10 protein-coding genes are annotated in these 13,062 nt (G+C 71.6%); 6 read left to right on the forward strand and 4 right to left on the reverse strand.

All coding sequences use genetic code 11. The annotated features are described in order from the left end of the window. Positions 1 to 7 precede the first annotated feature (7 nt). The 3 genes from ACFWBQ_RS23210 to ACFWBQ_RS23220 all read left to right on the forward strand — a co-directional run bounded on the left by ACFWBQ_RS23210 (position 8) and on the right by ACFWBQ_RS23220 (position 6,395). The gene (locus ACFWBQ_RS23210; protein WP_385492218.1) at positions 8 to 1,384 is read left to right on the forward strand and encodes an LLM class flavin-dependent oxidoreductase; all 1,377 of its coding nucleotides are present in this window, start codon (positions 8 to 10) and stop codon (positions 1,382 to 1,384) included. Positions 1,385 to 1,581: 197 nt separating this feature from the next. After that, positions 1,582 to 5,352 carry an ABC transporter ATP-binding protein gene (locus tag ACFWBQ_RS23215; RefSeq protein WP_385492563.1) on the forward strand — a complete coding sequence of 1,257 codons (3,771 nt, stop codon included), beginning with the start codon at positions 1,582 to 1,584 and terminating at the stop codon, positions 5,350 to 5,352. Beyond that, positions 5,349 to 6,395 carry an aldo/keto reductase gene (locus ACFWBQ_RS23220; RefSeq protein ID WP_385492221.1) on the forward strand — a complete coding sequence of 349 codons (1,047 nt, stop codon included), beginning with the start codon at positions 5,349 to 5,351 and terminating at the stop codon, positions 6,393 to 6,395. The genes ACFWBQ_RS23215 and ACFWBQ_RS23220 overlap by 4 nt, the downstream gene beginning before the upstream one ends. On the opposite strand, the gene ACFWBQ_RS23225 is transcribed toward ACFWBQ_RS23220, so the two are convergent. Continuing rightward, entirely contained in the window at positions 6,332 to 6,769 is a 438-nt protein-coding gene (locus tag ACFWBQ_RS23225) for a VOC family protein (RefSeq protein ID WP_385492224.1), read from the reverse strand. The two genes, ACFWBQ_RS23220 and ACFWBQ_RS23225, sit on opposite strands and share 64 nt — an antisense overlap. A gap of 89 nt (positions 6,770 to 6,858) precedes the next feature. On the opposite strand from ACFWBQ_RS23225, the gene ACFWBQ_RS23230 reads away from it, so the two are divergent. Together ACFWBQ_RS23230 and ACFWBQ_RS23235 are read left to right on the forward strand one after the other, a co-directional pair. Beyond that, positions 6,859 to 8,352, forward strand: a complete 1,494-nt coding sequence (locus ACFWBQ_RS23230) for an MFS transporter (RefSeq protein WP_385492227.1) — start codon at positions 6,859 to 6,861, stop codon at positions 8,350 to 8,352. After that, positions 8,349 to 9,377 carry a glutathione S-transferase family protein gene (locus tag ACFWBQ_RS23235; protein WP_385492230.1) on the forward strand — a complete coding sequence of 343 codons (1,029 nt, stop codon included), beginning with the start codon at positions 8,349 to 8,351 and terminating at the stop codon, positions 9,375 to 9,377. Before ACFWBQ_RS23230 ends, ACFWBQ_RS23235 begins: the two co-directional genes overlap by 4 nt. A 6-nt stretch (positions 9,378 to 9,383) precedes the next feature. Here the strand turns inward: ACFWBQ_RS23235 and ACFWBQ_RS23240 are convergent, their stop codons facing one another. Next, a complete protein-coding gene (locus tag ACFWBQ_RS23240) occupies positions 9,384 to 10,253 on the reverse strand; it encodes a DMT family transporter (protein WP_385492233.1) in 870 nt (289 codons plus the stop codon). Positions 10,254 to 10,359: 106 nt separating this feature from the next. Between ACFWBQ_RS23240 and ACFWBQ_RS23245 the strand changes: the two genes are divergently transcribed. Beyond that, a complete protein-coding gene (locus ACFWBQ_RS23245; RefSeq protein WP_385492236.1) occupies positions 10,360 to 11,478 on the forward strand; it encodes a winged helix DNA-binding domain-containing protein in 1,119 nt (372 codons plus the stop codon). A gap of 6 nt (positions 11,479 to 11,484) precedes the next feature. Here ACFWBQ_RS23245 and ACFWBQ_RS23250 read toward each other — a convergent pair whose 3' ends face one another. After that, positions 11,485 to 12,129, reverse strand: a complete 645-nt coding sequence (locus tag ACFWBQ_RS23250) for a LysE family translocator (RefSeq protein ID WP_385492239.1) — start codon at positions 12,127 to 12,129, stop codon at positions 11,485 to 11,487. Between the two features lie 31 nt (positions 12,130 to 12,160). Next, positions 12,161 to 13,006, reverse strand: coding sequence for a response regulator transcription factor (locus ACFWBQ_RS23255; protein ID WP_385492241.1), 846 nt, complete (start codon positions 13,004 to 13,006; stop codon positions 12,161 to 12,163). Positions 13,007 to 13,062: the final 56 nt, after the last annotated feature.

Raw genomic sequence — 13,062 nt, forward strand, 5'->3', positions numbered from 1 at the left:
AGACACCATGCCGCGCAAGCAGCTCCATCTGAACGCCTTCCTGATGTCCACCGGCCACCACGAGGCGTCCTGGCGGCTCCCCGAGAGCCATGCCGCAGCCAACTCCGACCTGGAGCACTACAAGAACCTGGCCCGCATCGCCGAACGCGGGCTCCTGGACTCGCTGTTCCTCGCCGACGGCCCCGTCCTGATGGGCGACCCCGGCCGGCGGCCCGCCGCCAAGCTGGAACCCACCGTCCTGCTCACCGCCCTCGCCGGGGTCACCGAGCACATCGGCCTGATCGCCACCGCCTCCACCAGCTACAACGAGCCGTACAACCTGGCCCGCCGCTTCGCCTCGCTGGACCACATCTCCGGCGGCCGGGCCGGCTGGAACATCGTCACCACCGCCGGTGCCGACGCGGCGCGCAACTTCGGTCTTGACGACACGCCCCTGCACCGCGACCGCTACCGGCGCGCCGTCGAGTTCGTCGAGGTGTCCACGAAGCTCTGGGACAGCTGGGCGGACGACGCGGTCGTGGCCGACAAGGAGGCCGGGGTCCATGCCCTGGCCGACCGGGTGCGCAGCATCGGTCACACCGGCGAGTTCTTCCGGGTCAACGGCCCTCTCAACGTCGAACGGCCCCCGCAGGGATACCCGTTGCTCGTGCAGGCGGGTTCCAGCGAGGACGGCAAGGACTTCGCGGCCCGCTACGCGGAGGCGGTGTTCACCGCGCAGCAGACCCTCGAGGAGGGCATCGCCTTCTACAAGGACGTCAAGCAGCGTACCGAGGCGCTGGGCCGCAATCCTGACGGCATCAAGATCCTTCCCGGCATCGTCCCGGTCATCGGTGACACCGAGGCCGAGGCGCTGGAACTGGACGCCGAACTCGACCGGCTCATCGTCCCGGAGTACGCCAAGCGCCAGCTGGCCAGAACGCTGAAGCTCGATCCTGCCGAGCTGCACCTCGACAAGGAGCTGCCGGACGGCCTTCCCGACGAGGACGAGATCGAGGGAGCCAAGAGCCGCTACACGCTCATCGTGGAGCTCGCCAGGCGCGAGAGGCTGACTGTGCGTCAGCTCATCGGACGGCTGGGCGGCGGGCGCGGTCACCGTACCTTCGCCGGAACCGCCGAGCAGGTCGCGGACACCATCGAGCACTGGTACGACAGCGGGGCGGCCGACGGCTTCAACATCATGCCCGCCGTGCTCCCCTCCGGTCTGGAGGTCTTCGTGGACCGGGTCGTCCCCATCCTCCAGGAGCGGGGCCTGTTCCGCACCGAGTACACCGGCGCCACCCTGCGCGAGCACTACGGCCTGCCGCGGCCCGCCAACCGGCTGTTCGACACCGTCGACACCTCCGAGGGCCACACCGGTATCGGCCTCGCGGCGGCGGCCCGGTGACCGACTGTCCGTCGCCGCAGACCGAAACGTCCGCGCCGCAGAGCGAAACGCCTCCGCGGACCGGCACGTCCCCGCAGCCGCCGCCCGGCTGGGCGCGGCGGCTGCTGGGGTACTGCCCGGAAACGTCCGCGCCGCAGAGCGAAACGCCTCCGCGGACCGGCACGTCCCCGCAGCCGCCGCCCGGCTGGGCGCGGCGGCTGCTGGGGTACTGCCTGCGCCACCGCACCGACCTGCTGCTCGCGTTCGCGGCGGCCCTGGTGGCCGCCGTCGCCACCGCCACCCTGCCCCTCGTCCTGCGCCATGTCGTGGACGGGGTGGCAGGGGGCACCACCGGATCGCTCCTTCCCTGGACCCTCCTGCTCGCCGGCCTCGGCGCGATCCGCTTCGCGGCGAGCTTCACCCGCCGCTACCGCTCCGGCCGGCTCTCCCTCGGGGTGCAGTACGACCTGCGCAACGACGCCTTCGCCGCACTGCTGCGGCTCGGCGGCGCCCAGCAGGACGATCTGCGCACCGGACAGGTCGTCAGCCGGTCCATCTCCGACATCACCCTGATCCAGACGCTCCTTCAGTTCCTGCCCAACCTCACGGGCAACGTCCTGATGTTCCTCTGCTCCGTGCTCTTCATGGCGCTGCTCTCGCCGCTGCTGACCGTCGTCGCCCTGGTCGTCGGACCTCTGCTCTACCTCATCGCCCTGCGCAGCCGCCGCGACCTGTTCCCCGCCAACTGGCACGCCCAGCAGGAGGCCGCCGAAGTGGCCTCCTCCGTGGAGGCCACCGTCACCGGTGTCCGCGTGGTCAAGGGTTTCGGCCAGGAGACGCGGGAACTGAACGGCCTGGAGGAGCGTGCCCGCACCCTGTTCGCCTCACGCCTGCGGGTCGTCCGCTTCACCAGCCGCTACAACCCCGCGCTCCAGGCGGTGCCCGCACTCGGCCAGGTCGCCGTGCTAGCCCTCGGCGGCTGGATGGCCCTCCACGGCCGGATCTCGCTGGGCACCTTCCTCGCCTTCACCACGTATCTCGGCTCCTTCGTCACCCCCGTACGCCAGGTCGCGACGCTGCTCACCGTCTGGCAGCAGGCACGAGCCGGTGCCGAACGCGTACTGGAGGTCGTCGACGAAGCACCGGTGATCACCGACGCACCCGGTGCCCGCGACCTCCCCGACCGGCCACCGGCCCTCTCCTGGCAGGACGTCACGTTCGGCTACGGGGACGGCGCCCCGCTGCTGGACGGCTTCACCCTCGATGTGAAACCGGGCGAGACCCTCGCCCTGATCGGCTCCGCCGGCTCCGGGAAATCCACCGCGGCCGCCCTGCTGCCCCGGTTCTACGATGTGCCGTCCGGTTCCGTACGGGTGGACGGCACCGACGTCACCGAACTGACCCTGGCCTCGCTGCGCTCCCGTATCGGCTTCGTCTTCGAGGAGAGCCTGCTGCTCTCGGACACCGTGCGCGCCAACATCGCGTACGGCATCCCGGACGCCACGGACGAGCAGATCCGCCGGGCCGCCGCGATCGCCCGCGCCGACGAGTTCATCGAGCGGCTGCCCCACGGCTACGACACCGTCGTGGGTGAACAGGGGCTCACCCTCTCCGGCGGCCAGCGCCAGCGCCTCGCCCTGGCCCGCGCCCTGGTCGGCGACCCCGCCGTACTCGTACTCGACGACGCCACCTCGGCCATCGACGCGCGGGTCGAGGCCGAGATCCACGCAGGCCTCCACGAGGCCACCCGCCGCCGCACCACCCTGATCGTCGCGCACCGCAGATCGACCCTGGAGCTCGCCGACCGGATCGCCGTGCTGGACGGCGGCCGGATCACGGACACCGGCACCCTGGACGAACTCCGCTCGCGATCGGCCCTGTTCCGTACCCTGCTGTCCAGCGCCGAGAGTCCGCAGGCCGCGGAGCAGGCGGCCGCCGCTACCGCGGTCCCTCCGGCCGCCGGGGTCACCGCACATCTGTGGCACCGTGCCGAAAGCGCCGACACCGCCACGGAGGAAGGCACCGCGGTCCGGGCCGCCCAGGCCCTCGCCGAGGCGGCGGCCACCTCAGGACCCGGCCGGGGCGGACCCGGCGGCGGGGTGCTCGGCTCCGCCCCGCCGAGCGCCGAACTGATGGCGGGCCTCGCCAGGCTGCCGCTGCCCGCAGCCGACCCGAAGGTCCCCACCGCGCAGGCCGTCGCCGCCGACCCCGACTTCCACCTGGGCACCCTGCTGCGGCCCTTCCGGCTGCCGCTGCTGCTGGGACTGCTCCTCGTCGCCCTGGATGCCGCCGCACAGATCGCGGTGCCCGTCCTCGTACGGCACGGAGTGGACCACGGCGTGGCACGCCAGGCCGGAGGAGTCCTGCTGGCCGCCGCGGCGGCGGCCGCGCTCGTGGTGGCCGTGAACTGGCTGATCGGAGTGGCCCAGGTCCGTACGACAGGGCGCACCGGTGAACGCCTCCTCTACACCCTTCGTGTGAAGACCTTCGCGCAGCTCCAGCGGCTCGGCCTCGACTACTACGAGCGGGAGCTCGGCGGCCGGATCATGACCAGGATGACCACCGACGTGGACGCCCTGTCGAACTTCCTGCAGACCGGGCTGATCACCGCCGTGGTCAGTCTGCTCACCATCCTCGGAGTCCTCGTCGCGCTCCTCGTCATCGACGCGGGCCTGGCAGTCGTCCTGCTCGTCGCGCTGCCCGTACTGATCGGTGCGACCGCACTGTTCCGCCATCACTCCGTACCCGTCTACCGGGAGGCCAGGGAGCGCATCAGCGCCGTCAACGCCTTTCTCCAGGAGAACGTCACCGCCATCCGCGTCACCCAGGCCTTCGGACGCGAACGGCGCAACGCACAGGACTTCGCCGAGCTGGCCTGGTCCTTCCGCACCTCGAGACTGCGCGCCCAGCGCTACATGGGCACCTTCTTCCCGTTCGTCGAATTCCTCGGCACCCTCTCCACCGCTGCCGTGCTCGTGATCGGCGCAGGACAGGTCAGGGCAGGTGAGCTGAGCCCGGGGACCCTCATCGCGTTCCTGCTCTACGTCGAGTTGTTCTTCTCACCGATCCAGCAGCTCTCCCAGGTGTTCGACGGCTATCAGCAGGCCGTCATCGGCCTCGGCAGGCTCCGCAGCCTGATGCGGACCCCGGCCGGCACTCCGCCCGCCGAGAGCCCCCGGCCCGTCCGGGCACTGCGCGGGGACGTCGAATTCGACGGGGTCTCCTTCGGATACGCGGGCGGCGGCGGCCAGGAGGTGCTGCACGGACTCTCACTGCGCATCGCCCCCGGCGAGAGAGTCGCCCTGGTCGGTGCCACCGGCGCCGGGAAGTCGACCGTCGTCAAACTCCTCGCCCGGTTCTACGACCCGACGGCCGGTACGGTCCGGGTCGACGGCCAGGACCTGCGCGACCTCGACCTTCCCGGCTTCCGCCGCAGGCTCGGCATCGTCCCGCAGGAGGCCCACCTCTTCAGCGGCACCGTCCGCGACGCCATCGCCTACGGGCGCCCGGATGCCGGCGACGCCGAGGTGGAGGCGGCGGCCCGCGCGGTCGGTGCGCACGAGATGGTCGCCGGACTGCGGCTCGGCTACCTCCAGCCGGTGGGGGAGCGGGGCCGGGGCCTGTCCGCCGGCCAGCGTCAACTCCTCGCGCTGGCCCGCGCCGAGCTCGTCGACCCCGACATCCTGCTGCTCGACGAGGCGACCGCCTCGCTGGACCTGGCTACCGAGCGCCGCGTCGTGGCGGCGACGGAGGCACTGGCCAGGCGGCGGACCACCGTGGTCGTCGCCCACCGGCTGACGACCGCCGCCCGGGCCGACCGGGTCGTCGTTCTCGACGCCGGAACCGTCGTCGAGTCGGGCACACACACCGAACTGCTCGCCGCGCGCGGTGCCTACCACCGCCTCTGGGAAGCGTTCCGCCAGACCGGGAACCCCGCACCGGCCGATCACCTCACCACCGATGAACTCGTCAAGGAGAACGCAGGATGACTGAGTACCGCACCCTCGGACGCACCGGCGTCAAGGTCAGCCCGCTGGCCCTGGGAACCATGATGTTCGGCGCCCGTGGCAACACCGACCACGACGACAGCGTCCGGATCATCCACCACGCCCTGGACTCGGGCATCAACTTCGTCGACACCGCCGACGTGTACTCCGCCGGTGAGTCCGAAACCATCGTGGGCAAGGCCCTGGCCGGCGGCCGGCGCGACAACGTGGTGCTCGCCACCAAGTTCCACGGCAGCCTCGGCGACGACCCCAACCAGCGTGGCAACAGCCGTCGTTGGATTATTCGCGAAGTCGAGAACAGCCTGCGCCGGCTCGGCACCGACTGGATCGACCTCTACCAGGTGCACCGCCCCGAGCCGGACACGGACTTCGACGAGACCCTCGGGGCGCTCTCCGACCTGGTCCACCAGGGCAAGATCCGCTACATCGGCACCTCCACCTTCGAACCCTCCGCGATCGTCGAGGGCCAGTGGCTCGCCGAGCGCCGGGGCCGCGAACGCGTGGTCGCCGAGCAGCCCCCCTACTCATTGCTCGCCCGCGGCATCGAGCGGGAGGTGCTGCCGGTCGTCCAGCGGTACGGACTCGGGGTGCTGTCCTGGAGCCCGCTGGCCGGCGGCTGGCTCTCCGGCCGCTACCGCACGGGAGCCGGGCAGCCCGACTCCAGCCGTGCCGCTCGCCAGGCCGCCCGCTTCGACATCACCGCACCGGAGAACGCCGCCAAGCTGGCCGCCACCGAAGCCCTGGCCGAGCTCGCCGAAGAGGCCGGACTCACCCTCGTACAGCTCGCCCTGGCCTTCGTCCTGGAACACCCGGCCGTCACCTCGGCGATCATCGGCCCGCGCACCTTCGAGCAGCTGGACAGCCAGCTGGGTGCGGACAAGCTCAGGCTGAGCCGGGACGTCCTCGACCGGATCGACGAGATCGTCCCGCCCGGCACCAACCTGTCGGCGCGCGACTCCGGTTACACCCCGTCCGTGCTCACCGAGCCGACGCTGCGACGCCGTTCGGGGCTGAAGGAGGGGTAGACGGCCAGGGAGAAGGAGTGCCCGGCCGGATCCGTATAGACGCGGACATCGCGCGGGCCGCTGTTGCTGTCCTTCGTGTCCACCGGCCGGGCGCCGAGGCCTATCGCCTCGCGCTCGGCCTCGTCCATGTCCCCCTCGTCGACCAGGATGCGCAGGTGCGCCTGCTGGGAGTCCTCGGGGCGGGGCCAGCTGGGCGGCGCGTAGCCGTGGTCGCGGCGGACGGCCAGGTGCACACCCGGGTTGCCGACGATCTCCACGAAGTCCGGATCGCTTCCGACCCGCGTCTCGGCGTCCAGCAGAGCCGCATAGAACCCGGCGAGGTCCATGGGCTCGGCACAGTCCAGGACCAGAACACTCGTTTTTGCGACAGTCATGTCCCGCGAGTACCCCCGGTAGGGCGGAACACGCCGGACCCCAACGACGGGTCCGCCGGAATCAGGGGCCGCGGCCTAGGGTGCGGACCATGGCAGAGAGCGTGGTGCACCGGGACCCTGGCTCTCGTCCCGGACCTTCCGATCCCCGTCGCTGGCGCGCCCTCGCCGTCTGCCTGGTGGCGGGCTTCATGACGCTCCTCGACGTGTCCATCGTCAACGTGGCGCTGCCGTCCATCAAGGAGGGCCTCCACACCCCGGAGTCCGACCTCCAGTGGGTGCTGTCCGGCTATGCGCTCGCATTCGGGCTCGTCCTCATCCCCGGCGGACGGCTCGGCGACGCCCGGGGGCGGCGCACGATGTTCATGTGGGGCCTCACCCTGTTCACCCTGGCCTCCGCGGCCTGCGGGGCCGCCCAGTCCAGCCTCTGGCTCGTCATCGCCCGGCTGCTCCAGGGCGCGGCGGGCGGGCTGCTCTCGCCGCAGATCTCCGCCCTGATCCAGCAGATGTTCTCGGGCCGCGAGCGGGGCCGGGCCTTCGGCATGTTCGGCACCGTCGTCGGTATCTCCACCGCCGTCGGCCCGCTCCTGGGCGGGCTGCTGATCCAGGGGGCAGGGGCGGAGGAGGGCTGGCGCTGGGTGTTCTACGTCAACCTGCCGATCGGAGCCGTCTGCCTCCTGCTCGCCCACCGGCTCCTCCCGGACACCCCGTCCGCGGGGCGGGTCGGGCCGCGCGACCTGGACCCGGTCGGGGTGCTGCTGCTCGGCGCGGGGGTGCTGGCCCTGCTCCTGCCGTTCGTCCAGGCCCAGCAGTGGCCGGGAAACGGGAAATGGCTGCTCGTCGTTCTCGCCCTGGTCCTGCTGACCGCCTTCGTCGGCTGGGAGTCCCGCTGTGCGAGGAAGGGCTTCCAGCCGGTGGTGGACCTCTCGCTCTTCCGGCTCCGGTCCTTCTGGCTGGGCTGTCTGATGATCCTGCTGTACTTCGCGGGCTTCACCTCGATCTTCTTCATCAGCACGCTGTATCTGCAGTCGGGCCTGGACTACAGCGCACTGGAGGCGGGCCTCGCGATCACCCCGTTCGCACTGGGCGCGGGTGGCGCGGCGACCATCGGCGGCCGGCTCGTCGGCCGGTTCGGCCGGCCCCTGATCGTCGTCGGACTGACCATGGTGTCCGTCGGCCTCGGCCTCACCGCACTGGCCGCACACCTGGTGCCCGGCCGCGGCGCCGGACTGGCGATGGCGGCGCCCCTGCTGCTGGCCGGACTCGGCAGCGGACTCGTCATCGCCCCCAACCAGACCCTGACCCTCTCCCAGGTGCCGGTGCACAACGCGGGCAGCGCCGGGGGCACCCTCCAGACCAGCCAGCGGGTCGGATCGGCCATCGGGATCGCCGCAGTGGGCTCGGTCTTCTTCGCCCAGCTGGGTCCCGACGGCTGGGCGGACGCGTACGACCGCGGGCTCGTCGTCTCCATCGCATTCGTCCTGGTCGCGCTGATCGTGGCCCTGGCCGACGTGGGGGCGGGCCGCCGGGGAAGAAGACGTCAGGAGACATCCGAAGCACTCGACCCGCAGAGGGGAACACGATGAGCGACGAGGAAGCAGGGCCGGGCGGGAACATGTCGTACGGCCACAAGCCCTTCAAGCGGTCGCGCAGCCACTTCGCCGACCGCATCACCGCCGACGGCCGTGACGGCTGGCCCGTCGAGTCGGGCCGCTACCGGCTGGTCGTCAGCCGGGCCTGCCCCTGGGCCAGTCGCGCACTCGTCTCCCGGCGGCTGCTCGGACTGGAGAGCGCCCTCTCGCTGGCCGTCGCCGACCCCATCCAGGACGACCGCAGTTGGCGCTTCACCCTGGACGAGGGCGGCCGCGATCCGGTGCTCGGCATCCGCTACCTGAGCGAGGCGTACGACGCGAGGGAGCACGGCTACCCCGGCGGGGTCAGCGTCCCCGCGATCGTCGACGTACCGAGCGGCCGGCTCGTCACCAACGACTACCAGCGGATCACACTGGACCTGGCCACCGAGTGGACGGCCCTGCACCGCCCCGGCGCCCCCGACCTCTACCCAGAACCGCTGAGGGAGGAGATCGACGAGGTGATGGAGGGCATCTACCGCGACGTCAACAACGGCGTCTACCGGGCCGGATTCGCCGACGGCCAGAGCGCGTACGAGGCCGCGTACGCCGATGTGTTCGGCCGGCTGGACCATGTCTCGGAGCGGCTCGCCGGCCGCCGCTACCTCGTCGGAGACACCCTCACCGAGGCGGACATCCGGCTCTTCACCACCCTGGTGCGGTTCGACGCCGTCTACCACGGCCACTTCAAGTGCAACCGCGCGAAGCTGGCCGAGGACCCCGTCCTGTGGGCGTACGTCCGCGACCTCTACCAGACCCCGGGCTTCGGCGACACGGTCGACTTCGACCACATCAAGCAGCACTACTACCGCGTGCACACGGGCATCAACCCGACGGGCATCGTGCCGCTCGGCCCCGATCTGTCCGGCTGGCTGACCCCGCACCACCGGGAGCAGCTGGGCGGCCGCCCGTTCGGCGACGGCACCCCGCCCGGCCCGGTGCCGCCCGGCGAGGAGGTACCGGCCCGGGGGCGCCCCTGACCCGCGTCACGTCGCCCGCGGCGCGGGGGCGGTGTTCCCCGCGGCCAGCGGGGAACGGGCCAGCACCACACAGCCCACGGCGATCAGGGCTGCCCCGGCCAGCTGCGGCAGCAGCCACCAGCCGGTGCGCAGGACCTCGCCGAACAACGTCACGCCGTACGTGATGCTGATCAGCGCATCCCCGAGCGTCAGCATCGGCTGTACCGCCGCCAGGCTGCCGGCGTGCAGCGCGTTCTGGAGGAGGAACAGCGCCCCCACACCGGCCGCCGCCGTGGCGTACAGCTGCCAGGCCGTCAGCAGGGCGGTCACACCCCCCTCGTCCAGCTGCGCCATGGCGTCCTTCATCAGCGCCGCCGTCAGCGCGTACCCGCAGGCCGCGGCCAGGCCCAGCAACGCGGCCCTCGCGTTACCGTGGGTGCCGAGCGCGGCGGCGATCAGCGCGGCCTCGAACAGCCCTGTGACCACCAGGGCGGGGATCCAGTCCTCGCCCGGCACGCTGTCGCTGCCGCCGACCGGTGCGGCGGCAGCCATGCCGACGGCCAGCCCGAGCGTCACGGCGGCCACCCCGTACCAGACGGTCCGCGGCACCCGGACCCGCATGACCACCCCGGCGAGCAGCAGGGTCGCGGGCAGCTCGATCACGAAGATCGGCTGGACCACGGCGATCGGCCCGGTGGCCAGCGCCACCGCCTGGCAGACCGCGGCGACGATCACCAGTCCGATCCCGCACAGCCACACCTTCTGGCGCAGCAGATGCCCTATCAGCGACAGACGCATGGCCTCGCTGTCGGGCACGTTCAGGGCGGCGCGGCGCTGGAGGACCGAGGCGGCACCGTTGCTGAGTGCCGTCAGAACGGCGAAGAGGACACTGATCACGGGCACCATCATGAGGCGTACGGCACCCGGTCCGGGTGGTGCCGCCGTCCGGTACGAGTGTCGGATTCGAGCGCCGGTGCACACCCTGCCGCGTAGCGTGCGGTCCATGGTCGCGAAGAATGCTCCTGTGCTCTCCGCCCGCGCGCTCAACCGGGCAACGCTGGAACGCCAGTTGCTGCTCCGGCGTGCGGTACTGCCGGCGAAGGACGCCGTCACCCGTCTCCTGGGTCTGCAGGCGCAGAACACCAAACCGCCGTACTACCAGCTCTTCGCCCGGCTCGAAGGCTTCCACCCCGCCGAGCTCTCCGCGCTCATGGAGTCCCGCGAAGTGGTCAGGATCGTCACCCTGCGCTCCACCATCCACACCCACACCGCCGAGGACGCCCTGACCCTGCGGCCACTGGTCCAGGCGGCGCGCGACCGGGAGCTGAAGGTGTTCCGGAGCAGGCTCACCGGTGTCGATCTCGACCGGCTCGCCTCCCTCAGCAAGGAGTTCGTGCAGGAGCGGCCCCGCACGATGAAGGAGCTCCGCCAGGAGCTCGTGCCCCACTGGCCGGACGCCGATCCGCAGGCCCTGTCGGCCGCGGCCCGTTGCCTGCTCCCGCTGGTCCAGGTCACCCCGCGCGGCCTCTGGGGGCGCAGCGGACAGGTCGCACTGACGACCGTCGAGCGCTGGCTCGACAGACCGTCGGAGCCGACACCCGCGCCCGACGGGACCGTCCTGCGGTACCTCGGTGCCTTCGGGCCCGCTTCGGTGATGGACATGCAGATGTGGGCGGGACTCACCCGGCTGCGCGAGGTGTTCGAACGGCTGCGGCCCCAGCTCGTCACCTTCCGCGACGAACACGGCGTCGAGCTCTTCGACCTGCCGGACGCCCCACGTCCCGGCCCCGACCTCCCGGCCCCGCCGCGCTTCCTGCCGGAGTTCGACAACGTGCTGCTCGGCCACGCCGACCGGACACGGATCATCCCGGCCGCGTACAAGGGTCGCAACGGGGTGGGCAACCAGGTGTACGGATCCCTCCTGGCCGACGGGTTCCTGGCCGGGATCTGGCGCCTGGACCAGGTCGAGGACACCGCCGCAGTGACCGTTCAGCTCTTTGCCGAGCTCGGCAGGGCGACCTGCGACGAGATCACGGAGGAAGCCGTACGGATGATGTCGGTGATGTCCAAGGCGACCGCGTACGACGTCCGGTTCGCCCCGTTCATCGACTTCGGCGACTGACGGAACTCAGTCGGCACGACCTGTGGCCGCCACCGTCACACCCAGCCCGATCATCGCGAACCCACCCGCACCGCCGATCATCGACAGCCGGCGGTCCGACCCGGCGAACCAGGTCCGGGCAGCGGACGCGCCCAGCCCCCACAGCGTGTCCGTGACGGTCCCGATCGCGATCGGGACCAGTCCCAGAAGAAGCATCTGAGCCGGCAGATGTCCCGCCGAGTGATCCACGAACTGGGGCAGGACCGCGGCGAAGAAGACGATGCCCTTGGGATTGGTGACGCCGACGACCACCCCGTCCGCCACGGTCCGCAGATCACCGCGCGCGGGCTGCCCGGACCCCGCGACCGCCGTCAGGCTCATCTCCTTGCGGTGCCGGAACGCCTGCACGCCCAGGAAGACGAGATACGCGGCGCCCGCCAGCTTGACCGCCAGGAAGAACAGCAACGACCGCTCGACCAGCGAACCGATTCCCAGCGCGACCGCCACCACCAGCACGTACGAACCGGCGACATTGCCCAGCACCGTCGCCAGCGCCGTACGACGTCCGTGGGCCAGCGCCCGGCCGATCACGAACAGCACGCTCGGCCCCGGAATCACGATCACCAGCAGGGACATCGCGGCAAAGGCCAGATACTGATCGACAGTCACCATACGTGCAGAGCCTTTCGGTTCGCCAGGATCGTCACGGCAGCAGCCCCGCCCGGCGCGCGGCCACCACCGCCTCCAGCCGGGTGTGCGCCCCCAGCTTCCGCATCGCTGAGCGCAGATAGCCCTTCACGGTCTCCGGCCGCAGTCCCAGCCTCTCGGCCGCCGCCGCGTTCGTCGCCCCTGACGCCACACAGGTGATCACATCCATCTCGCGCGGCGCCAGCCTCACCTGCCGGGCTGTGGGGGACCGGCCCGCCCCCGCAGCCGAGGCGAGCCGCCCGCAGACCGCGAGCAGCTCCTCGCGCAGGGCCGGGTCGACGATCTTCGGCGCCAGGGCACGGAGCTCGCGGTGCGCCTCGCGGACGTCCTCCCAGGTGCCGGGATCCGCAAGCGGACCGGATACCTGCTCCCGGGTGGTCGCCAGGAGCTGCTGCACCTCGTCCCGCACGGCCAGCGCCTGCTCCACATCACGGGCCGCCGACACAGCTGCGTCGAACGTGCGGTCCCCGAGCGTGAGCGCCTCGCGCAGCGCCCCGTACAGCACGCCCCGCACCTTGCGGCGAACGACGACGGGTACCGCGACGACCGAACGCAGACCCTCCGCGGCGACAGCCGTGTCGTACTCGTGGCTGATGTGGCGCGAGGAGGCGTAGTCGGTCACCGCGCACGGCCGCGACAGGGCGATCGCCTTGCCGCCGAGCCCACTGCCCGCGGAGATGACGAGCCCGCGCAACGCACCGGTCTGCGCACCGTTCAGCTCGGCGATCCGCGCGTGGCGCGCGTCGGACAGCAGCCCGCCGAAGACCACCGGCAGCCCGCTCGTGCGGCGCAGCCTCAGCAGAGCCGCCTGCATCTCCGTCGCCTCAGCCGGTTGTGGCATGCCGATGCCTCTCCGCCCCATGAGGGTCGTACCCGCACCAGCCCCGTTCGGGGGTA

The organism is Streptomyces sp. NPDC060035 (assembly GCF_042736635.1).
Taxonomy (GTDB): Bacteria; Actinomycetota; Actinomycetes; order Streptomycetales; family Streptomycetaceae; genus Streptomyces.